The following is a 23,948-nucleotide window of genomic DNA, read 5'->3' on the forward strand; positions in this document are numbered from 1 at the left end:
CTATTATTATGATATGCGCTTCATACGAGCCATGAAGAATCCATCCATATGATCTCGCGGTGGATATGTTGTAATCATACCATCGGTAGATGGTGGTAATCCTTCATAGGATACAGGGTCAATAACAAAGTTCTTATGAGTTGCTAAGAATTTTTCCAATACATCCTCATTTTCACCGCTATTGATCGTACATGTAGAATATACTAAATATCCGTTAACTTTGACCATTTCAGCGGCTTTTTCTAATATTTCAAGCTGTAATGGAGGCAATTCAGTAAGTAAGGATTCTGTTTTTCTCCAACGCATATCTAATTTTTTTTGTAAAATGCCAAGTCCAGAACAGGGTGCGTCAACTAAGACACGATCAAATTGTTCCTTCCAATTATCAGGTAAATAACGACCATCTTGGAGCTTAGTAGAAACAATAGATACGCCCAATCGCTGAGCATTGTGATTCATAAGATCTAATTTATGATCGTATATATCACAACTCATAATGGCGCCTGTATTATTCATAAGACTTGCCATATGCATAGACTTACCACCTGGCGCAGCACAACAATCTAATATGCGCTCTCCTGGCTGCGGATCTACTACATGAGCCACTAACATAGATGCTTTATCCATAAAGGTAATGTGCCCATCGATAACAGGTTTTGCTTTTTCTAAATGGCCTTGATGCGCATTAATATAAACTACTTCTGGAATATATGTATCCTGCTCAACGGTCCAACCTAAATCTTGTAATTCTTTTAGGCAATCCTCAATAGATATTTTTATCGTATTGATACGTGCCGTCAATCTAGGTTGTTCATTAAACCAAGCGCAAAGATCTATAGTCTTATCCTTACCCATTTCATTCATCCATAAATTAACCAGCCATAATGGTTGATTATAAATGAAAGAAATTTCTTCAGCCTCAGATTTAGCAAGTTCACCAATAGAAATACTATCACTTTCACGCAAAACGGAACGTAACACTGCATTTACAAAACCAGATAAACCTCTAGTTAAGTTTTTAGCCAATTTAACAGATTCATTGACAGCTGCACTTTCAGGTACCTTATCCATATAGATAATTTGGTAAATACCTAGTCTAAGAATTTCTACAACCATTGAAGATAATTTCTTGAGAGGTCGTTTTGCAAAGTGAATAATAATGGCATCAAGATAATTTTTTCTACGAATAACACCATATACCAACTCAGTAAAAAATCGTCTGTCTAAATCGGATAGATGATATTTCTGTAAATACTCCTGTAACTTGATATTCGCATAAGCACCATTACGATTAATATCACTCAAAGCTTTCACTGCGAGCAATCGAATATTTTGTTGTTCATAACTTTTTACTTCAGTCATCGTTTTTCCTACCAATTAATTGTTCAACTGCTGCACGAACTCGTTCAGGATCCACTGTAGTATTGCAACATGGTCCATTAGGTCTTTCATTTAAAACACCAATGACAGGTATAGGAAATACATCGGCCATACCACTTGCTAAATCACGTTCACAAGCAATGGCTACAATAGCCTTAGGCCTTGCTTCTTTTACCTTCATTCGCGCTAATGTACCACCTGTAACAACTATAAATTGACAACCATAATCTTTGGCAACTTGTAATAAACTTCCAACCTGGCATCTACCACACTGCTTACAATTATATACATCATGTGTAACCTTATGAACACAAGAGCTTTCCTGTAAACAATGCGGTGTTAATAACAATATGCGTTTTGGATCAACCGTATACATATCTAGCATCACGAGATGATTAATCAAATCTATCATAGACTGACGAAGCTGATCCTTAGTAACCCCTCTCACTTTACCAATCAATAAGGATAATGGAAATAATCCATATATAAACTGATTGGCTAGCCTTAAAACAATAGGATGTAACCGTATTATACCGAAACTAGCAATAATCAAGGATAAACACAATAACCATATAGCACCAATACATACAGAAAAAACAACTGTAATAATTATGGGGGCAATAGGATGTAATTGTGTAAGCCCAGGTTCTAACACATACATTAGAAAACCTAGTACCGCTGTAAGCAAAGCACATGTAATTGTTGATAATATAAGGTATAACGGATACTTTTCGTACTGCTTACATTGAGTCTCCAAAAACGATACCTTCCTTTATCTGATGTCCATTAATAAAATCGGTAGCAGAAATACGCTTTTTATTTTCCGGTTGTACTTCTGTTAATAGAAGTATATTTCCATCACCACAAAATACACCTAACCCGGCTGTTTTAGATACGATTGTACCAGGAACAGTTGTGGCTGAAATAGCAATTGGTACATGTTTACCATGAACATCTATCAAACAGTGAGTCGTATCACTGGGAACCACTTCTCCAGACCATACTTTTAAACGTTTTCCATCGAGATATGTATAACATCCAGGAGTTGGATTAAGTCCTCTAATGAGATTTACAATTTCATTAGCAGGCTTAGACCAATCAATGTGTCCCATTTCTTTTGTAATTTTGGCAGTGTGTGTAGCCATTGTATCATCTTGTGGAATTGCCACAATTTCCCCATTAACCCAACGAGTTAATACGGGAACAATCGTTTCGCCACCAAGTACAGCCATACGTTCAAATAATTGCCCTGTCGTTTCACCAGGTAAGATATCGGTTTCCACGATATCGATAATGTCACCAGTATCAAGACCATCATCCATATGCATAATGGTAACACCTGTTTTAGTATCCCCATTTAAAATGGCATAATGAATCGGCGCAGCCCCTCTATACTTAGGTAAAATAGATGCATGGACGTTAATACATCCATATTGAGGTAAGCGAATAAGCCATGGCGGTAAGATTTTACCGTACGCAATAACCACTACTACATCAGGTTGTAACGCTTCAAGTTCCGCTTGTACTTGTTCATCACGTAAGGTGACAGGTTGGAACACAGGTAAATTATGTTTCAGCGCTGCTACTTTTACAGGTGGCATTTGAACTTGTTTACCGCGACCTTTTTGTTTATCAGGCTGGCAGTATACACCAACTATAGAGTGTCCAGCCTTAATTAATGCTTCTAAAGTAGGAACGGAAAAGTCTGGTGTCCCCATAAATACGACGCGCAATTGTTTTTGATTAGACAATTTCTTTCTCCTCAGGATGATCCGTAATCAATCGTAAGTTAGTTGCTTTTTCAATAAACAAATGCCCTTCTAAATGGTCAATTTCATGTTGAAAAATACGCGCCAAGAATCCTTCAGCTTTAATTGTTACCTTTTTATTATGAGGGTCAATTCCTTTAACTGTGATTTTATCGAATCTTTCAACATCACCAAAATAACCAGGTACACTCAAACATCCTTCTGGTCCCACTTGGGAGCCTTCAGCATGAGTGATTTCAGGATTAATTAAGGCAATGAGACCACTACCAGCATGATCATCTACGACGATAATTCGTTTAGATACAGCTACTTGAGGTGCAGCCAGTCCAACACCTTCGGTTTCATACATTGTTTCAGCCATATCATCGATAAGGGCTCTAAGTTTTTTATTAACATGTTCTACAGGTTCCGCAATTTGTTTTAAAACGGGATGACCTGCTTTCACAACGTCTAATACTGCCATTTATACTCCTATACTAAACTGGATCTACATCAATCAAAAGTCCTTCTTGTGTAAAGATCCATGAATTATATATATATTCTTTTAAATTTGATAAATCGGTACCGCGAATCATAATCGCTAAACGATACATGTCTCGTACCTTTTTAATACTCGCTTCATAAGGTCCATTGATGAGAATATCGCTATCACCTTTATGAGTCTCTAAATCGCTTACAATGCGATTAGCAATGGTCTCCAAGGTGTCCATATTCTGATGACGCACTACCATATGTATCATCTCTCTAAATGGAGGATATCCTAAGGCTTTACGATTTTGGATTTCTTCATTGTAAAAGCCTACATAATCATGAGCCTTACTCTTTATTATAGCATAATTTAAAGGATTATATGTTTGTATAACTACACTGCCCGTTTTATCACCTCGACCAGCCCTACCAGAAGTCTGGGTGAGCAGATCAAAAGTTCGTTCAGATGCAGTATATACAGGAATATTTAAAACGGAATCAGCCGTTAAAATACCAACAGCTGTTACATCTTTAAAGTCATGCCCTTTTGATACCATTTGAGTTCCCAATAAAATATCATATTTATGGGCCCCAAAATCATGTAAAATATCTTCTGCTAATTGCTTATTCTTTGTCACATCTTGATCAAGTCGAGCAATACGTGCAGATTTAAAGTGCTGTCGTAATTCTTCTTCAACCTTTTGTGTGCCTGAGCCAAAGAACTTAATACGTTTGCTATGACATTTTGGGCATACTGTAGGAATTGGTTCATGATGTTCACAATAATGACAACGCAATTCCTCACCAGCTTGATGATACACCATTGCCACATCACAATGTGGACACATAATGGTTTCTCCACAGTCTCTACACATAACAAATGTATTGTAACCACGTCTATTTAAAAGAATAATCATTTGATTATGTTCGTTCAATGTTTTTTGAATCAAGCTACTCATAGCATCAGAAAAAACAGAATAGTTGCCATGAAGAATTTCTTCCTTCATATCAACAATCGTTACCTTTGGCATGGGTTGTTCAAAAATTCGATGAGGCAACTCTAGCAAATGATACTCCCCTTGCTTAGCTTTATAATAAGAAGTAACAGCTGGTGTAGCGGAACCTAATATGACAGGACAACCATGTGCTTCTCCACGCCATAAGGCAACGTTACGGGCATGATAACGAACCATATCCTCTTGCTTATAAGATGTATCGTGTTCTTCATCGACTACGATAAGACCAATATCCTCTGCTGGAGCAAAAACTGCTGATCGGGCACCAATAATAATATGACTATCCTTGCGACGTAAACGCTCCCAGTTATTATTACGTTGTTGGACCGTCAATTTACTATGAAATACTACAACTTCATCACCAAAGGTTTCTACAAAGCGCCGTACAATTTGATCTGTCAAAATAATTTCTGGAACCAGTATAATAGCGGTCTTATCTTGACTTATACAGCGGGCTGTGGCTTTTAAATACAGTTGCGTTTTCCCACTACCTGTTACACCATGCAATAAAAAGGTTTTATGTTGATGTGAATTCATCGCCTCTTGAATAGGCTTATATACCGCTTGTTGTGCATCAGTTAATGGTATATTAACTTCTTCTGTAAACAATTCATCAAAGGTAGTCTTTGTAGCTTTAAATCTAGATTCATTGGTAATCCCCTTAGCTTCACTCACTTGTTTAATGACCATACGAGAAAATCCTTTGGCCAATAATAAAGCTTTTGATGCACCACCTACTTCAAGTAAATATTTGGCTAACTCTCGTTGCTTCTTTTTTCGCTCACTAAATTGTTCTACAGAAAAAGCAGGCGTAACAACAAGCCATTCTTCCTTAGGCGCTTCATAGGATTTAAGGGTTTTATTAACTGTAAACAAACGCAATGCATCGCCATAAGAGAATAAATAATATTCATTTAAACGACGTGCAGTATCCATCATTTCAGGTGTAAACCACGGTTCATTGTCTAATACTTGAACAATATTTCGTAATTTAAATTCAGGGGGTTCTATTAATTCTTCATAACCAATTAGAATACCCTCTTCACGACTATTGCCTAATGGAATAAGTACACGTGTGCCAGGTAAGACATTTCCAAACTTTTCAGGCATTAAGTAGCTTAATGGTTTATGAAGTTGTTTAGCAGGTCTATTAATAATAACTTGTGCGACACGCATACACTATTTCCTTTCATTTATTATAAAAGGTCTCAGTAGAAATTCTACTAAGACCTTTTGTATTATAAGCCAGCTTCAGCTTTTAAAATTGCTGCTTTGTCAGTACGTTCCCAAGGTAAATCTACATCAGTTCTACCGAAGTGACCATATGCTGCAGTTTTGCGATAATGAGGTTTTAACAAATCAAGCATTTCAATAATACCTGCTGGACGAAGGTCGAAATGTTTCTTAACGAGTTCTTGAATTTTAGTTTCCTCAATATGACCTGTACCAAAAGTATCAACTAAGATAGATACAGGATGAGCAACGCCGATTGCGTAAGCAACTTGTACTTCACATTTATCAGCAAGACCTGCTGCAACAACGTTTTTAGCTACATAACGAGCAGCATATGCTGCAGAGCGGTCTACCTTAGATGGATCTTTACCAGAGAAAGCACCGCCGCCATGACGAGCCATACCGCCATAAGTATCTACGATGATTTTACGGCCAGTCAAACCAGCATCACCATGAGGGCCACCGATTACGAAACGGCCAGTTGGGTTGATGAAGTATTTTGTATTTTCATCAACAAATTCAGCAGGCAACGCTGCGTCGATAACAAAGCGTTTCAAATCTGCTTTAATTTGTTCTTGAGTTACTTCAGGGCTATGTTGCGTAGAAATAACGATTGTATCAATACGTTTTGGTTTACCATCAACATATTCAACAGTAACTTGAGTTTTACCATCTGGACGAAGGTATGTCAAAGTACCGTCTTTACGAACTTCTGTAAGACGACGGGATAAACGATGAGCCAAAGAAATAGGCATTGGCATAAGTTCAGGTGTTTCATTAGATGCATAACCAAACATCATACCTTGGTCACCAGCACCAATTTTATCTAGTGCTTCACCATTACCATCTTTAGATTCAAGAGCTTCATCTACGCCCATAGCGATATCAGCAGATTGTTCATCGATAGAAACTAATACACCACAAGTATCGCAGTCAAAACCAAATTTAGCACGTGTATAGCCGATATCTCGAACAGTATCACGTACGATGCGAGGAATATCCACATAAGTATTTGTAGAGATTTCACCTACTACATGAACTAGACCCGTAGTAACTAAAGTTTCACAAGCTACACGAGCAGTTGGATCTTTTTCAATAATCGCATCCAAAACAGCATCAGAAATTTGGTCAGCTATTTTATCTGGATGGCCTTCAGTAACAGATTCAGAAGTAAAAAACATATGTTTTTCAGCCATTTTATCCTCCTAATACGAAAAAAAGCCTCTCATGTACTCATGAGAGACCCTCCCATCTAACGACATTTGTCATAGGAATTAGCACCTTTTCCTCTTGGAATGGTTGCTGTAGCTTCACAGGGCCTATCCCTCCACTACTCTTGATGAGTTACAGAAATATTATAGTGTATTTGCATTGATAAAGCAAGTCATTATTATATTTCTTTCGCCTCTAGTAAAGCCAAATCGTGTTCAGCTTTGTGAAGAGCACTATCAAATTTTCGATACATGTGATGGCGACCAAGAATATCTAAAAAATCAGACTTATACATTTCGCGACGTATATCATAACTTACATCACTTAGTAATACCTCGATACCTCTCTTTTGGAGTTCTTCAATGATACTACGTAATATACGTAAGCCCGTTAAATCTACAAATGGTACTTTCACAAAACGAATTATCAAATATTTAGGATCTTTATGAATCGAATTTAATGCCCGATCAAAAGCACTTATAGCACCAAAAAATAACGGCCCTTCTACTGTATATACCATGATATCAGGGTGTATTGTGATTTCATGTTTAATCTGCTCAGATAATTCAGCACAACTTGCTTCGTGCACGTCAATAGTATTAACCATTTTACGCATGAATTGTAATACAGCCAGTACTACACCTACGTTTACGGCTACAACCAAATCTGTGAAAATGGTTAAAAAGAATGTGAGAAGCAAAATAACTTGATCTGGTCGTGGCGCTAAAATAAGCATGCGAACAAATCGCGGCGCATCACTCATATTATAGGCAACAACAAAAAGAATGGCAGCCATTGATGCTAACGGAATATAAACAGCATAAGGCGCTAAAAATAACAAAATAATGCATAGTGTTATGGCATGAATGATACCAGCTAATGGAGAATTACCACCTTGGCGAATATTGGTAGCAGTACGCGCAATCGCTCCTGTAGATGCAATACCACCAAATAAAGGGGCAAATACATTAGCCAGTCCTTGTCCAAACAACTCAGTATTTGATTCATGCTTTGTACCACTCATACCATCCGCTACAACTGCAGATAACAAAGATTCTATAGCACCCAGCATAGCAATGGTAAAAGCAGGTCCGATTAAAGTTAATATTTTATCAAAGCTTAGAATCGGTATAGAAAATTCTGGTAAACCTTGAGGAATGCCTCCAAAAGCACTACCAATCGTCAATACACTGGGAAATTGATAAACAGCTTGAATAATCGTAGCTACAACCATGGCCACAATAGGAGCTGGCACTTTTTTGATATACGGAATTTTAGGTAATATCAATAATAAAGCTAAACTTAATACGGCTATACCTAATGTCGGTAAATCTGAGTTTGGCAAAGATTGAATCATAGCCCACAATTTCTCATGAAAATGAACCATATAAGGTAATTGGGGAAATCCAAAGAAATACGGCCATTGACCAACCCAAATCGTAACCCCAATACCAGCTGTGAACCCCATAATAACAGGAGCCGGAATAAATCGGATAACTGTACCTAACTTCGCTACACTCATCAAGATAAGCATAATACCAGCCATCATAGTAGCAATTTGTAAACCTTCGAACCCATAGTTTACAACTATACTACTTAATAGGACGATGAAAGCCCCTGTAGGACCAGCAATCTGTACAGGTGAACCACCAAATAAGGAAACGAATATACCTGCAATAATAGCAGTATAGATACCCGCTTGCGGCGCAACTCCACTGGCGATAGCAAAGGCCATGGCTAATGGTAGTGCTACAACTCCTACCACCAAACCAGCAATAATATTATTGCTCCATTTATCTTTGCTTAACGAGCCATCCAAATAAGCTTTTTGAATAGCAAACATGTAAATAACACTTCTTTCTATGTACAACAAACTACAAAATTTAAGATACAATTATGTATCAGTGCTATTTATTTTTTACTAATTCCACAACTTCTTTCATAATGTTATGTGCTAACTCAGATTTTTTCATATTAGGCATTTCTTTTGGATCTTTATTAGGATATAAGAAGTAGCCTTCATTTGTATCTACATTAAAACCAGCATTAGACTTACTTACATCATTGGCTACAAGCATATCTAGATTTTTTCTAGCTACCTTATCTTGACCATACTCGATTACATGTTCTGTTTCTGCTGCAAACCCAACAAGAATTTGATGTTTCTTTTTAGCACCTAAACCTTGTAGGATATCTGGATTCTTAACAAGTTCTAATGTCATAGACTCCATTTTTTTGATTTTTTGCTCTGCTTTATGAAGGACTCTAAAGTCAGATACTGCAGCGGCCATAACAACTACATCTACCGTATCGTATCGAGATTCAACAGCATGTTGCATAGATAAGGCAGAATCAACAGGAACAAAATCTACTCCACTTGGTACAGCTAAAGATGTAGGAGCACTAACTAAAATAACATTAGCCCCCATGCGTGCTGCTTGTTCAGCAATGGCGTACCCCATTTTGCCGCTAGAACGATTCCCAATATAACGAACAGGATCGATGTTTTCTTGCGTACCACCAGCGGTAACAAGTACTGTGGTACCTTCAAGCTCATTAGATTTACACATCTGCGATTCAAGCCATTCTACAATGGCTTCAGGCTCTGGTAAACGACCCACACCAGTGATACCACAGGCTAGCCAACCTTCAGCCGGTTCCATAATATGGTACCCCAAAGCCTGTAATCCCTCTAAATTTCGTTGCGTAATGGGATTATTATACATTTCGGTATTCATAGCCGGACAAAGATATTTTGGCGCCTTAGTAGCCATTATTGTTGTCGTTAGCATATCATCTGCAATACCGGCATAAATTTTGCCAATCACATTTGCTGTAGCAGGTACAACCACATATGTATCTGCCCATGTTGCTAGTGCAATATGCTCCACATCCCATTGGTGTACTTGTTCAAACATGTCGATAGCTACAGGATGTCCACTAATTTCACCAAATGTAAGTGGTGAAGCTATATGAGTGGCGTTTTCAGTCATAACAACCTTTACTTCAGCACCCTTTTTACGAAGTCGGCTTACTACTTCAATTGCCTTATACGCTGCAATACCTGCAGATACAGCGACAATGATATGTTTTTCGCGCATGTTCTTCTCCTTTTAAAAATTCCTTGTATCAAGGATACAAGGAATTGATTAATCTTATTTAATGCCTTCTTTTGTGCGTTTATAAGTCACTTCACCTTCGGCAATTTCATAGAATGCCAAGGATACAGGCTTGTCAGTTGCATGTGTAGATTCAGCTAAGCATTGTTCGCCATCTGTTAATTCACGAGCCCGTTTAGCTGCCAATGTTACCAAAGTATATTTGCTATCAACTTGACTTTCCAATTTTTTCAATGGAGGTTTTACCATCATACTATCACTTCTCCTTAGACTCTTGATACTGTTTATAAATAAATTGAATTTGCTCTTTATTACGACTAATCTTACAGGATTCTGCCCGTAAAATAGAAGCAACCTTCTCTGATGCCTCTCCGAGATCATCATTTACAACTATATAGTCATATCTATGAGCTAATGCCAATTCAGAACAAGCTAATGACAGCCGTTTATCAATAACTTCTTTCGCATCTGTACCGCGGTTATGTAAACGTTCAGATAACTCAGTTAAAGACGGTGGCACTATATAAATAAATACAGCATCACTAAAACGTTCTTTTACTTGCATAGCACCTTGAATATCAATTTCTAACAGTACACTTTTACCTTCATCTAATAAATCCATTACATGTTGCTTCGGTGTACCGTAGTAATTATCATATACTTTTGCATATTCTAAAAATGCATCTTCACTTAATAGAGATTCAAACTCTTCTTTTGAGCGAAAGAAATAATTGACCCCTTCCACTTCACCAACACGTGGTGCCCGTGTTGTCATAGAAACGGAATAAACTAGATTAGGCATTTCTTTTCGAATATTCGCACAAATCGTACCTTTACCTGCGCCAGATGGCCCGGATATAACGATTAATAATCCTCTGTCTGACATATGTACTCCTATGATTCTACTGTATCTTCGTCTACATCATATTGCACAAGTCGATGTGCTACGGTTTCTGGTTGAATTGCAGATAATACAATTTGACCACTATCCATAACTAATACAGCACGAGTCTTACGACCATATGTAGCATCAATGAGTAGGCCCTTATCACGTGCATCTTGAACCATACGTTTAATTGGTGCAGATTCAGGACTAATGATAGCCATAACACGGTTAGCAGATACCATATTACCAAAGCCTATATTCAATAATTGAATACTCATTTATGGACCTCCTATTACTCTACATTCTGTACTTGTTCTCTAATTTTTTCTAACTCACATTTAAGTTGAACCACAAACTCTGTAATACTTGAATCCATAGCTTTGGAACCAATTGTATTCACTTCACGATTCATTTCTTGCAAAATAAAATCCACCTTACGACCGATGGAATTCTCATCTACAAGTGTGTTTTTTAATTGTACCACATGTGAGGTGAATCGGACAATCTCTTCCGTAATATCAGTCTTATCAGCTAGTAAAGCTATTTCCTGCAAAAAACGATCTTCACTTATACTCGCTTCCAAAGAAACTAAGTACTCTTGAATTTTACCTTTTATATGCTCGCGATACGCTTCTACGGCTCCCGCCTTATTCTCATCAATATGTTTGATGACATTTTCTAAGGTAGAGATACGTGATAATAAATCTTGTTCAATATGTTTACCTTCTACCGTACGCATTGCTATTAGAGCATCTAATGCTTGAGTTGTAGATTCTTTTACTATTTCTGAAAGCACATCTTCTGCAATCGGTGTATCTTGTTGTTGAATCCATTCATTAGAAACAGAGTTGACCGCTTGCAAAGGAACCTTTTTAGGGTCATCATAAAACTCTTCTTGAACAAGTAATTCTTGTATCTGCTTTCTCAACACACTATTTATTGTAAAGGTCTTAGGTCTCTCTCCCGCATCCTGAATAGAAACAGATACTTCGACCTTACCGCGGGTAATTCGATCTTGTACTAATCCGCGAATAATGGTTTCAAAAGGGTTTATTTGCTTTGGACTACGTATAAATAAATCAAGAAATCGCGCATTTACGGACTTTATTTCTACCGTGCAGGTAATGCCATCTTTGGTTGCCGTGCCAGAACCAAAACCGGTCATACTTTTCATGTGATATCCTCCTTAGCAGTTTTTATTATTGTACCACGAATTATACATTCCGTGTTTAAATACTAAGAATTATATGTACATTATGTTATACTAAACTATACTTCTAAATAAAATTGAAAGGAGTACTATGAATTTAGACGGACTTACCATGTCTGTTCTCGCTAAAGAATTAAACGAGCGATTACAAACAGGTCAAATACAAAAATTATATCAAATAGATAAAACTACATTACTATTTAAAATTCGAGCCCTTAACGAAGATCAAAACTTGATTGTTACCGTTGGTGCAACCCCTGCAATGTATCTTAGCAAACCGCTCCAGGATTTACCAAAAGAACCAAGTTCACTATGTATGTTTTTACGTAAACATATTGAAGGTAGCCGCATTGTAAAGGTGGAACAAATTAATGGGGACCGAATCATGTGTATCCAAACGGATAAGCTTGAAATGGATGGATCTATTACAAGTACATTTATCTATGTAGAATTAATGGGCAAATATTCAAACTGTATCTTTGTGCAAGATGGAGTCATTTTAGAATCCTTAATTCACGTATCCCCTTTAATGAATCGTGAACGGTCTATTAGTCCTAAGCTTGACTATGAATTACCACCAAATGCTAATCGTGTAAGTTTGATGGACTTCGATTATGAAGAAATAAGAAATCTACTGACTTCCTTTGGTAATGGTAATGTACAACAATCTATACGAGCTATCTTTAACGGTTTTGGTAAACCTTTATTAGATGAAGTATTATGGACTGCCAATCTAGATGGTGATGAATCTATAACTGATTTAAGTCCAGATCAAATAGATACATTAGCTAAGGCATTATATGAGCTAAAAGCAAAACTCCAAGACAGTCATGGCTTGCTTACTTTAATCAATGAGAATAATAAAAAAGCACACGCTACCTTTACGTTACACAATTATAAAGTAGTAAAAGAATATAGTACGATTTCAGAGGCTCTAGAAGAATCGATTCACAATACAAAATCAATTCACACTGCTGATAAAGAATTAGAAAAGATTTTAACAGCGGCTATCAAGAAAGAAGAAGTTCGTCATCAAAAAATCAAAGATGAATTAGATGACACCAATAAAATGGATACCTATAAACTATATGGCGATATCTTAATGATTAATGCCCACTTACAGGTACAATATGAACCTTCTATCCAATTAACAAATCTTCTTTCTGAAGAAGGAGAGTTATTAACAATCCCCTTAAAGCCAAATCTTACGATTGTAGAAAACGGACAATGGTATTATAAGCTCTATACAAAATTAAAAAATCGTATGGTCAGCGGCGAATATCAACTTAATGCTAGTACTACAAAACTGGAATATCTCAAATCGATTTTATATAGTATTTCATTAGCCACTACCCGTGAAAGCTTAGAGGAAATTCGAAAAGAATGTATGGATGCGGGCATTATAAAAAAATCCAAGAAACCACTATCTTATAAGCTAGGTAAATCGAATTACATTCATTTAACCATTGATGAAGGCGAAATATTTATTGGTCGTAACAATCAACAAAACGAATATTTAACCCATCGATTTGCAAAACCAACCGATATTTGGTTCCATACACAAGATATTCAAGGTTCTCACCTCATATTAAGACTTAATGTAGAGCCTGATGATATGATTTTATCAAAGGTTGCTCAATATGCAGCATATTTTAGTAAGGCTCGCGAGACTAGTAAGGTGCCTGTAGACTATACATATATTAAAAATATCAAAAAACCACCTGGGTCTCCTCTTGGATTTGTTATCTTTAATACTCATCAAACAATGATTGTAGAGCCTAAAAAACCCGATAATTATACTGAATAAAAAGAAGCGAAGGAAATCCTTCGCTTCTTTTTATTTATATTATTGGTTTTCTTCTGTACGTTGTTCAGTTTGTTTCAAACTTTCACGATTTTGACGTAAGCTTTCCAATGTTTTCTCTAAGTTGTTTTCCACATATTTAAGAACATCACCAGCATATTGAATAGAGCTAGATTTCAATTCTTCAGAGGATTGGTTAGCTGCATTGATAATTTGATTTGCTTGTTCTTGCGCTTGTTTTACAAGTTCGCTTTCAGCAGTTAATTTAGCAATGTAGTCTTTAGCTTGATCAATTAGAGTTTCAGCTTGACGTTGAGCATCAGCTAATACTTTATCTTTATCAGCTACAATACGACGAGACTCTTCAAGTTCCAATGGTAAGGACTCTTGAATAGAATCAATAATACGCATAATTTCGTCTTCCTCAACCATACGTTTAGTAGTCATAGGAATACGGCTGCTAGATTCAATAAGAACCTCTAAATCTTCTAATAATTTTTCTGTTTTCATACAATTCACCCCTATTTATTATGGACCGTATTAAAGCGTTCTTCAAGTTTTTCCTTAACATCATCCGGAACTAACCCATCTAGCTTACCGCCAAATTTTGCAAGTTCACGAATACCTGTGGAGCTGACGAAAGAGTATTTATTATTAGTCATAATAAATACAGTTTCAATATCATCATCCAAATATTTTGCAAACAAAGCACGTTGAAATTCATATTCAAAGTCACTTAACGCGCGCAAACCACGAATGATTATAGTAGCATTCTTAGATTTAACATATTCGTTAAGCAAACCGCCTGTACAATCAATCTCAACATTAGGAATATGTTTGACAGAATTTCGAATCATCTCTACCCGTTCTTCCATGGTAAACAAGGAATTTTTATTCGGATTTGAGCTAACAGCAATGATTAATTTATCAACTAATCGACTGCCGCGTTCAAAAATATCAACATGTCCATTTGTAACTGGGTCAAAACTACCCGGACACACACCTATACGCACAGGTTTAGCTCCTTTCAGCTATGTTTACAAAATAGGAAACCATCGTATAACCAAATTTCTGTTCTTTTATACATTCCCATGATTCAGGCAAGGTAAATGCCTCGTCCTTATGGTGTTCTAAGAGTAAAACACCGTCAGGCTTTAATAAATCATAGGTCACAACCAAATCTATGGTGTCTTGTATAAATCCATTTTCATATGGTGGATCAGAAAAAATATAATCGAACTGTTGTCCCATTATATAGTTTTTTAATTGTGAAAGTTTCCTCGGAATGATTTCTAACCGATCTTCCACATGACAGTGTTTTGCATTCTCTAAAATCAATTTTCCTGTTTTAAAGTCTACCGCTACCGCATGTGCTGCACCACGACTTAAGGCTTCAATAGCTACTGCACCTGTACCAGAAAATATATCTAATACATGAGTACCAAATATACCTCTATTAGATAATACATTAAACACACTTTCACGAACACGATCAAGTGTAGGTCTAGTATCTACCCCTTTAGGTGCTTTTATAGTATGTCCCTTTGCAGTTCCGCCAATAATTCGCATACAACCCTCACAAGATTATACTCATTAATTATAGTATATAAATAACCAAATTAAAAGTATCTTTTATTTATGATACTTCAATTTTAATATCTCGTCCCATCAATTCAGCTAATGCCAAAGCTGGAGATTTTTCTTCATATAAAACTTCATATAAAGCCTTGGTTATAGGCATTTCAATATGATGTTCACAAGCCATCTTATAAACAATGTCCGTAGCAAAGAAGCCTTCTACAACCATATTCGTATGATTAATGATATAGTCCATTGTTTTTCCATCTGCTAATTGTTGACCAGCTGCTCTATTACGGCCATGAGGACTCATACAGGTGGCAATCAAATCCCCCATACCAGCAAGACCAGCATAGGTTTCCTTTTGTGCCCCTAAGGCTACACCAAAACGAGTCATCTCATGTAAACCACGTGTTAAGAGTAAGGCTTTACAGTTATCACCTAACTTTAATCCGTCAACGATCCCTGCGGCAAGAGCAATAATATTCTTCGTAGCCCCAGCTAATTCAACACCAGTAATATCGGTATTTGCATAAATCCTAAAGTTTTGACTACATAATGTTTTCTGTAACATAGTGGCCACTTCAAGATTTTCTGTACTCAATACAGAGGCAGCAGGCAAATCACGACCAATTTCCTCAGCATGATTTGGACCAGATAAAACTGCGAGATTACATCCTACAGGGCCTAGAACCTCTCGCATAACTGTAGTCAATAACTTGCCAGTAGTACGTTCTACACCTTTTGAGCAAAGTATATAGGATTGTTCTTTATGCGCATATGGTTTAAGAGACTCTAAGCTAGTGCGTACATGTACAGACGGTGTAACCATTAGAACGATATCAGCCGCATTGATACAAGTAGCAAGATCTGAGCTATATAGTAATTCCTTTGGTAATGTTACACCTGGTAAGTACTCTTTATTCTCTAAATCTTCTGCTAATTGTTTAGCAAATTCTGGGCGTCGACAATATAAAGTTGTAGTATTTCCAGCTAATACGGATTTAATAGCAAGAGCAGTACCCCAGCTACCAGAGCCGACAACAACAACATTCATAGATTAATCCTTTTTGATACGTTCTACTTTTAACTCATTACCTGCTAGTAAACGTTTAATATTATCCCAATGTCGAACAATGACAAATAAAGCTGCCAAAGCGCCAAAGCCTACGAACCAATAAGATTCTCCTGTAAAATACATTAAAATTGGTACTAAAGCTGCTGCTATAATAGATCCTAGTGATACGAGCTTAGTAAAATAGACAATCACGCCCCATACCAAGAAGGCAATCAAAGCCACTAATGGTGATAAAGCAATTAGAACTCCTAGTCCTGTAGCTACCCCACGACCGCCTTTAAAGCCTAAGAAAATAGACCAGTTATGGCCCATCATAGCAAGGATACCACCTAAGATCATATACATAGGTCCATAAGAGGACAACAATACAACCCCAGCTGCCCCTTTTAAAGCATCACAGAGAAATACTGGTAATGCAGCTTTTAGACCTATAACGCGATACGTATTAGTAGCACCTATATTTTTAGAACCGTATTGACGTACATCTGTATTAAAGAAGGTCTTGCCAATAATTAGGCCACTAGGAATTGAACCAATAAGGTATGCCAACACAGCATATACAATAATCATAATATCCATTAGTCTTCATCATCTCGTTTCTTACCACGCAATACTAAACGAATTGGTGTTCCTTCAAAACCGAAAGACTCACGCAATCTATTTTCTAAGAAACGCATATATGAGAAGTGAATTAACTCTGGTTCATTTACAAACAAAATAAATGTAGGTGGTTTAACACTAGCTTGCGTCATATAGTAAATTTTTGGAATTCTGCCATTACGAGAAGGTACAGGATTTACTGTTTGAGCATCTTGTAACAATTGATTTAATGTACCTGTAGACACGCGACGATATTGTTGTTCAGATACAAACTTAAGCATATCTGCTAAACGGTGTATACGTTGTTTTGTAAGTGCTGAAGCAAATAGAATTGGAGCAAATTGCAAGAAACCTAATTCATCATAAATATCTTCAGTAAAGCGCAATGTTGTTTTGTCATCTTTTTCAATAAGATCCCATTTATTAACAACAATAATTACACCCTTACCTGCTTCATAAGCATAGCCAGCAATTTTCTTATCTTGTTCTGTAACACCATCTTGCGCATCAAGAACAAGAACGACGATATCTGAACGGTCTACAGAGCGCAAGGAACGAACAATACTATATCGTTCAACAGCTTCTTCGATTTTAGACTTACGACGCATACCTGCTGTGTCAATAAGAACAAACTTTTGATCGCCATGAGTCCAATATGTATCGATAGAGTCACGTGTTGTGCCTGCTACATCAGATACGATTACACGATCTTGACCCAATAAGGCATTAGTCAAAGAAGATTTGCCTACATTAGGACGACCAATAACTGCGACATGAATGGTATCTTCGTCATCAACATTTGTCCCAACTGGAGGGAAATGTTTAACCGTATCATCTAATAAGTCGCCTAAATTCATTAAGTTCTTAGCGGAAATACCGATAGGATCGCCTAAGCCAAGATTGTAGAATTCATAAATATTAGGTTCCTGATTAACACTGTCAATTTTGTTAACAACTAATACTACAGGTTTACCACTAGCACGTAAGATATTAGCTACCTCTTCATCAGCAGGTACAATACCTTGTTTGCCATCTACCACAAATAAGATTACATCTGCCTCTTCAATAGCCAATTCAGCTTGTAATCGCATCATCTTAGGAATGACATGACTATTATCTGTAATAAATTCGATGCCGCCTGTATCGATCATTGTAAATTCACGATTTAACCACTCTGCGTCAAAGTAAATACGATCCCGTGTTACACCAGGGATATCTTCAACGATAGAGATCCGTTTATTAACAATGGCATTAAAAAGTGTAGATTTCCCTACATTTGGACGACCTACAACGGCCACTAATGGTTTTGCCATGGTTTCACCTCATTATCTAATCTAATACATTACTATATTTTATCATATTCTACGTATAGTACGCAAAAAGGCTAACCAAGGAAACCTTGGTTAGCCTTTATATTAGACAATGAATTATTCAGCGTCTTCTGCAGTTTCTTTTGCTTCCATCAATTCAGTTAAAGCCAAGCCCAATTTCTTTTCATCTTTGTTAAGAGAAATGATTTTAACTTCAACTTCTTGACCACGGTTTAAGTAATCTTCAACTTTCGCATTACGTTGTTTTGTAATTTGAGAAATGTGAAGTAAACCTTGGATGTCGTCGTTAACAGCTACGAATGCACCATAAGCTACCAAACGAACAACTTTACCGTTGATAACATCGCCAACGTGCAATGTTTCTTCAGCTACGTCCCATGGGCTCTTAGATAAAGCTTTTAAGGACAAGGATAATTTGTTGCTTTCAGCGTCGAAGGATTGTAATTTAACTTCGATTTCTTGACCAACGGAAAGAACATCTTCCACTTTTTTGATTTTTTGCCAAGAAATGTCGGAAATGTGAAGTAAACCTTCAATACCGCCGATATCTACGAAAGCACCATAAGGCATGATTTTACGAACGATACCTTTATAGTTGTCGCCAACGTTGATGTTTTTCAATGCTTCAGCTAATTTAGCTTGACGTTCTACTTCCAATACTGCACGACGGGAAAGAACCAAACGGTTTTTCTTTTCGTCGATTTCAAGTACTTTAGCTTCGAATTCTGTACCAACCAAGTTGTCCAAGGATTTTACGAAATGAACATCACCTTGGGACAATGGAATGAAACCACGAAGGGATTTAACTGTTACTACCAAACCTGCTGGGATAGCATCAATACCTTTACATACGATAGCTTCATCTTTTTCTTGTGCTTCGATAACATATTGCCAATCTTCATCTTTAGCCAAGCGAGTCATGGAAAGATAAATAGGATTATCTTCTTTGATGTGGTTCATGATAACTGCTTTAATTTCATCACCATTTTTCAACACATCTTTGGCAGATTCTGGTGCTGGATAAGAAATTTCAGTTCTGTTCAAAATGGCTTCAGTTTTGTAGCCAAAAGATACATATGCGCGTTCATCTTCAACTTGAACTACTGTACCTTCTACAACGTTCCCTTTCTTAAATTCTTCTTGACCTTCTGCTGCTAATAATTCTGCAAAATCTTTCATTGTCTCAATGACCTCCTTAATAATCCAGTCGGGAGTCGATGCTCCTGCTGTAACTCCTACCGTCTGTACTCGGTTAAACCATTCCAGTTGTAATTCAGTAGAAGTTTCAATGTGATATGTTGTACATCCAACGTCACGACAAACCTCTGCCAATCGGTTTGTATTGCCGCTGTTCTTACCGCCTATCACTATCATAAGATCTACATTACGTGCTAAGTCAACGGCAGAGTTCTGTCGTTCTTGCGTTGCATTGCATATCGTTTTGAAAATCTTAAGATTCTTAGATTTTTTCTCTAATATCTCTATTATACTGTTAAATTTGAATTGTGAAAAGGTAGTTTGTACAACAACGCCCATTTTTTCCACAATTTGTAGTTTTTCGGCGGATTCTTCATCTTCGATGATTATTCCTCTGTTATTTGCCCATAAATTGATGCTTTTAACCTCAGGATGGTTTTTTTCGCCTAAAATCACCAATGTCATGCCATCTTCAATGACAGACTTAGCATCTTGTTGTGCTTTTTTTACATGAGGACATGTAGCATCTAAAATATGTAAGCCCTTTTCTTCGGCTTCAGCGTAAATGGCAGGACCTACACCATGAGATCTAATAATCATAGTTCCTTCATCGATATCAGCAACCTCTTGAATCGGGCTTACCCCTTTACTTTCTAAGCGCCCTACAACTTGAGGATTGTGAATGATAGGACCTAATGTATAACTTTTACCCTCGCTATTGGCAGCTTCATCAGCCATTTCAACAGCTCGTTTTACGCCATAGCAAAAGCCGTAGTTTTCAGCCAAAATTATTTCCATAAAGTCTCCTCTATACGATTTTCATGATACGAATCTATCATGCGTTGGATTTCACCTTTCACACGATCATTAACTTCTTTTATTGCTTCCGGTGTTGGCTTTGCCTTACTTACAGGAACTTGTTTACCAATAATACATGCGACTTGATTTTTCTTCATATTATGAGATCCAATAATCGCAACTGGTGTAATGCCAATACCCGTACGCAACGCAATGGATGCGGCTCCGTCATGGAATCTTCCAAGTTTCCCATTCTTTTGTCGATTCCCTTCGGCAAATATACCTAGCACCTTATTATCTTTCAATAAGCCTAATGCATGACGAATAGCCACCTTATCAATAGCTCCACGGTTTAGAGGAAACGCACCAAGCCAAGTACAGAAAAATCGAGAAATAGGATTTACGAATAACTCCTGCTTTGCCATAAAGTGCACATGTCTTGGTAATGCATACCCACAAATAGGTGGATCATTATTACTTAAATGATTTGGTACAACAATAACGGGACCTTCCATAGGGAAATTATCACGACCGTATACCTTTAATCCATAGCCGACTTTATAACGCAACCAAAAAGCAGTACGCCAAAGCCATGTAGAAAATTTATTCATCTTAGATTCGCTCCTGTACTAGATGCAATATATGTTTCACTGTTTCATCAAATGTCATATTACTAGAATCCACAACAATGGCATCCTCAACACATACGAGTGGAGATTCATCACGATTTTTATCCATTTCATCACGACTTTCTACGTTCTTTTTAATGTCTTCTAATGGTTGCTCATTAGAAGTACCTTGAACTTCAAGCCATCTACGTTTAGCTCGTGCATCTACAGAAGCAGTTAAATATATTTTCAATTCTGCATTCGGTAATACAACAGAACCTATATCACGACCATCTAAAATAACACCACCAACAGCTGCCATTGCTTGTTGACGTTCAACTAGGTATTCACGTACTCCTTTATAAGAAGCAATGGTTGATACATTTTCATTGATTTGTTGTTGTCGAATTAAATCAGTTACATCTTGACCTTTTACATACACTTTACAAGCACTTGCCGTAGGCTCTAGTGTTAAATCTAATGAAGGGAGTAAAGCCTCAACCTCCTTTTGATTGTTAACATCTACATGACTATCAAGAACAGCCCATGTAACACCTCGATACATAGCACCTGTATCAATATATAAATAACCTAATTCATTAGCCACTACTTTTGAAATACTACTTTTACCAGCCCCTGCAGGACCATCAATAGCAATGGCAATTTTTTTAGTATTCATAATAACCTCTATTCTTCATCACCATGTACAGCATGCATAGCCGCTACATAACCAGTAGAAAAAGCTGCTTGTAAATTATAGCCACCCGTAAAGGCATCAATATCCAAAACCTCACCGGCGCCATATAAACCTTTCACTAATTTAGATTCCATTGTTTTTGGACTAAATTCTTTTAACGAGATTCCCCCTGCTGTCACAATGGCTTCTGCCACCGGACGCAATTCTTTAACGGTTAATGTCATATGCTGTAATACATGACATAAACGCAAACGTTCTTCTTTTGTGATTTGATTAATTGGTTTGCTTGGATCTAATTCAGCAAGCTTTATAACAATAGGAATAAGATTTACCGGCAGTAAATCCTTCATTCCATTAGCCAATTGTTTCTTAGAATATAAATCAAAATCTTTTTGTAATCGCTTATCTAATACTTCTGCAGTTAATGCAGGCTTAAGATTTATTTCAATAGTAATTTGAGGATTTTTCTTACGCAATAATTTGCCTACCGTATGACTTAACGACAAGATGGTAGGACCTGTAAGGCCGAAATGGGTGAACATCATTTCCCCGAATTGCTTGGCCTGTACCTTATTTTTAGAAATAACGGATACCTCAACATTACGAAGGCTAAGCCCCATAATATCCTTCACCCATGATTCCTCAGTTACAATTGGCACCAACGATGGTCTAATATCCGTAATGGTATGCCCTATTTTCTTAGCTAAAGTATATCCATCACCAGTCGAACCTGTTAAAGGATAAGAAGCACCCCCAGTACAGATGATAGCAGCATCACAAGCATATTGTTCTTTATCTGTTGTAACACCCACTACTCGATCATCTTTTACAGTAATAGATGTAACAGGTTCATTTAAATGAACTTGAACATTATACTTTTTCAAGATTTTCATGAATGTATTGCGTACTTCTAGAGCGGAATCAGATTCAGGGAATACGCGACCACCACGTTCTACCTTAGTTTTCAAACCCCAACTATGTAATAGTTCAAGCAAGTCTTCATTACTAAAGCGTTCATAAGCACCGTAGAGGAACTTGCCATTACCTGGCGTATTTTTAATGAACTCAGTCATATCTGCATTATTTGTAATATTACATCGACCTTTACCGGTAATCCCCATCTTCTTACCAACCATATTCATTTTTTCAAGTAATATGACACGAGCACCTTCACGACCTGCTATAACAGCCGCCATAAGACCTGCCGCACCACCACCAATGACTATGATTTGTTTCATTTCTTATCAGTCCCCAACGCTTTAAGTGCTTTAACCTCTCTAATAGTAAGTTGACGAGAAGCACCACGTTTTACACCACCCAATGTGAGACCTGCATAAGCAATACGTTTTAAGTTATGAATGCGATACCCAAAGTGTTCAAACATACGACGAACTTGGCGATTACGACCTTCATGAATTGTAATCTCTACTTCATGAACACCGTTATGATCGTCAAAACCTAAGTCTACAATTGTAGCAGGTGCTGTCATTCCGTCTTCAAGTTTAACGCCATTGGCAATGACTTGTAAATCTTCATCACGAACGCGACCTTTAATGCGCACTTCATAGGTTTTTTCTACACCTTTAGATGGATGTGTTAAGTTTTGTGCTAACTCACCATCATTGGTAAGTAATAGTAAACCTTCCGTATATAAATCGAGACGACCAATAGGATAAATGCGTTTAGATTCATTTTTAATATAATCTAAAACAGTTTCTCGACCTTGAGGGTCAGATACAGATGTAATGACGCCCTTCGGCTTATTTAATAAATAATATACAGGCTTTTCTTGCGCCAATAATTGACCATTAACCTTAACCTTATCTTTTTGAGGGTCAATTTTAACGCCCAGCTCAGTTACCTTGCGGCCATTAACCTGAACTTTCCCCTCTGTAATTAATTCTTCTGCCTTACGTCGTGATGCAACACCACAACTAGCAATAAATTTTTGTAATCGTTCCATA

General features: G+C 37.1%; 24 protein-coding genes and 1 riboswitch. Of the genes, 1 reads left to right on the forward strand and 23 read right to left on the reverse strand.

Annotation, left to right across the window (positions count from 1 at the left end):
- Positions 1-6: 6 nt before the first annotated feature.
- From rsmB to EL171_RS05395, 12 genes are all read right to left on the reverse strand, one after another.
- Complete coding sequence (rsmB, locus tag EL171_RS05340) at positions 7-1,362, reverse strand: 16S rRNA (cytosine(967)-C(5))-methyltransferase RsmB (RefSeq protein WP_005386742.1); 1,356 nt, start codon at positions 1,360-1,362, stop codon at positions 7-9.
- On the reverse strand, positions 1,355-2,137 hold the full coding sequence (locus EL171_RS10065; RefSeq protein WP_039969215.1) for a DUF116 domain-containing protein: 783 nt from the start codon (positions 2,135-2,137) through the stop codon (positions 1,355-1,357). Before EL171_RS10065 ends, rsmB begins: the two co-directional genes overlap by 8 nt.
- Positions 2,121-3,131, reverse strand: a complete 1,011-nt coding sequence (fmt, locus tag EL171_RS05350; protein WP_050755795.1) for a methionyl-tRNA formyltransferase — start codon at positions 3,129-3,131, stop codon at positions 2,121-2,123. The genes EL171_RS10065 and fmt overlap by 17 nt, the downstream gene beginning before the upstream one ends.
- Positions 3,124-3,612 carry a peptide deformylase gene (gene def, locus EL171_RS05355; protein WP_005386746.1) on the reverse strand — a complete coding sequence of 163 codons (489 nt, stop codon included), beginning with the start codon at positions 3,610-3,612 and terminating at the stop codon, positions 3,124-3,126. Before def ends, fmt begins: the two co-directional genes overlap by 8 nt.
- Positions 3,613-3,625: 13 nt before the next feature.
- Positions 3,626-5,809, reverse strand: a complete 2,184-nt coding sequence (gene priA / locus EL171_RS05360; RefSeq protein ID WP_005386747.1) for a replication restart helicase PriA — start codon at positions 5,807-5,809, stop codon at positions 3,626-3,628.
- 62 nt (positions 5,810-5,871) lie between these two features.
- Positions 5,872-7,062: a methionine adenosyltransferase gene (gene metK, locus EL171_RS05365; RefSeq protein WP_005386748.1), complete on the reverse strand. Its 1,191-nt coding sequence runs from the start codon at positions 7,060-7,062 to the stop codon at positions 5,872-5,874.
- A 49-nt stretch (positions 7,063-7,111) separates the two neighbouring features.
- Positions 7,112-7,212: riboswitch (SAM riboswitch) on the reverse strand.
- Positions 7,213-7,256: 44 nt separating this feature from the next.
- Entirely contained in the window at positions 7,257-8,921 is a 1,665-nt protein-coding gene (locus EL171_RS05370) for a SulP family inorganic anion transporter (protein ID WP_005386749.1), read from the reverse strand.
- Positions 8,922-8,985: 64 nt separating this feature from the next.
- The gene (gene coaBC, locus EL171_RS05375; RefSeq protein WP_005386750.1) at positions 8,986-10,179 is read right to left on the reverse strand and encodes a bifunctional phosphopantothenoylcysteine decarboxylase/phosphopantothenate--cysteine ligase CoaBC; all 1,194 of its coding nucleotides are present in this window, start codon (positions 10,177-10,179) and stop codon (positions 8,986-8,988) included.
- A gap of 54 nt (positions 10,180-10,233) precedes the next feature.
- Entirely contained in the window at positions 10,234-10,449 is a 216-nt protein-coding gene (gene rpoZ / locus EL171_RS05380; protein WP_005386751.1) for a DNA-directed RNA polymerase subunit omega, read from the reverse strand.
- A gap of 4 nt (positions 10,450-10,453) precedes the next feature.
- On the reverse strand, positions 10,454-11,083 hold the full coding sequence (gmk, locus tag EL171_RS05385; RefSeq protein ID WP_005386752.1) for a guanylate kinase: 630 nt from the start codon (positions 11,081-11,083) through the stop codon (positions 10,454-10,456).
- 8 nt (positions 11,084-11,091) lie between these two features.
- Positions 11,092-11,361, reverse strand: coding sequence for an extracellular matrix/biofilm regulator RemA (gene remA, locus EL171_RS05390; protein WP_005386753.1), 270 nt, complete (start codon positions 11,359-11,361; stop codon positions 11,092-11,094).
- 14 nt (positions 11,362-11,375) lie between these two features.
- Complete coding sequence (locus EL171_RS05395; protein ID WP_005386754.1) at positions 11,376-12,257, reverse strand: YicC/YloC family endoribonuclease; 882 nt, start codon at positions 12,255-12,257, stop codon at positions 11,376-11,378.
- Between the two features lie 127 nt (positions 12,258-12,384).
- Between EL171_RS05395 and EL171_RS05400 the strand changes: the two genes are divergently transcribed.
- Positions 12,385-14,100, forward strand: a complete 1,716-nt coding sequence (locus EL171_RS05400; RefSeq protein ID WP_005386755.1) for an Rqc2 family fibronectin-binding protein — start codon at positions 12,385-12,387, stop codon at positions 14,098-14,100.
- Between the two features lie 39 nt (positions 14,101-14,139).
- Here EL171_RS05400 and EL171_RS05405 read toward each other — a convergent pair whose 3' ends face one another.
- From EL171_RS05405 to EL171_RS05455, 11 genes are all read right to left on the reverse strand, one after another.
- Positions 14,140-14,607, reverse strand: a complete 468-nt coding sequence (locus EL171_RS05405) for a hypothetical protein (RefSeq protein ID WP_005386756.1) — start codon at positions 14,605-14,607, stop codon at positions 14,140-14,142.
- A gap of 11 nt (positions 14,608-14,618) precedes the next feature.
- Positions 14,619-15,110 carry a pantetheine-phosphate adenylyltransferase gene (coaD, locus tag EL171_RS05410; protein ID WP_005386757.1) on the reverse strand — a complete coding sequence of 164 codons (492 nt, stop codon included), beginning with the start codon at positions 15,108-15,110 and terminating at the stop codon, positions 14,619-14,621.
- A 4-nt stretch (positions 15,111-15,114) separates the two neighbouring features.
- Positions 15,115-15,666, reverse strand: a complete 552-nt coding sequence (rsmD, locus tag EL171_RS05415) for a 16S rRNA (guanine(966)-N(2))-methyltransferase RsmD (RefSeq protein ID WP_005386758.1) — start codon at positions 15,664-15,666, stop codon at positions 15,115-15,117.
- Positions 15,667-15,733: 67 nt separating this feature from the next.
- Complete coding sequence (locus tag EL171_RS05420) at positions 15,734-16,732, reverse strand: NAD(P)H-dependent glycerol-3-phosphate dehydrogenase (protein WP_005386759.1); 999 nt, start codon at positions 16,730-16,732, stop codon at positions 15,734-15,736.
- Positions 16,733-16,735: 3 nt separating this feature from the next.
- Positions 16,736-17,332 (reverse strand): glycerol-3-phosphate 1-O-acyltransferase PlsY, encoded by a 597-nt coding sequence (gene plsY / locus EL171_RS05425; RefSeq protein WP_005386760.1) that lies wholly within the window; start codon positions 17,330-17,332, stop codon positions 16,736-16,738.
- Positions 17,332-18,666, reverse strand: coding sequence for a ribosome biogenesis GTPase Der (gene der, locus EL171_RS05430; RefSeq protein ID WP_005386761.1), 1,335 nt, complete (start codon positions 18,664-18,666; stop codon positions 17,332-17,334). Before der ends, plsY begins: the two co-directional genes overlap by 1 nt.
- A gap of 114 nt (positions 18,667-18,780) precedes the next feature.
- A complete protein-coding gene (locus EL171_RS05435) occupies positions 18,781-20,679 on the reverse strand; it encodes a bifunctional 4-hydroxy-3-methylbut-2-enyl diphosphate reductase/30S ribosomal protein S1 (protein WP_005386763.1) in 1,899 nt (632 codons plus the stop codon).
- Positions 20,670-21,290, reverse strand: a complete 621-nt coding sequence (locus EL171_RS05440) for a lysophospholipid acyltransferase family protein (RefSeq protein ID WP_005386764.1) — start codon at positions 21,288-21,290, stop codon at positions 20,670-20,672. The genes EL171_RS05435 and EL171_RS05440 overlap by 10 nt, the downstream gene beginning before the upstream one ends.
- Position 21,291: 1 nt before the next feature.
- Positions 21,292-21,966, reverse strand: a complete 675-nt coding sequence (gene cmk, locus EL171_RS05445; RefSeq protein ID WP_005386765.1) for a (d)CMP kinase — start codon at positions 21,964-21,966, stop codon at positions 21,292-21,294.
- Between the two features lie 8 nt (positions 21,967-21,974).
- Positions 21,975-23,222, reverse strand: a complete 1,248-nt coding sequence (locus EL171_RS05450) for a BaiN/RdsA family NAD(P)/FAD-dependent oxidoreductase (RefSeq protein ID WP_005386766.1) — start codon at positions 23,220-23,222, stop codon at positions 21,975-21,977.
- On the reverse strand, positions 23,219-23,947 hold the full coding sequence (locus EL171_RS05455) for a pseudouridine synthase (RefSeq protein ID WP_005386768.1): 729 nt from the start codon (positions 23,945-23,947) through the stop codon (positions 23,219-23,221). Before EL171_RS05455 ends, EL171_RS05450 begins: the two co-directional genes overlap by 4 nt.
- Between the last annotated feature and the right edge of the window lies 1 nt (position 23,948).

The organism is Veillonella dispar (assembly GCF_900637515.1).
GTDB lineage: Bacteria > Bacillota > Negativicutes > Veillonellales > Veillonellaceae > Veillonella > Veillonella dispar.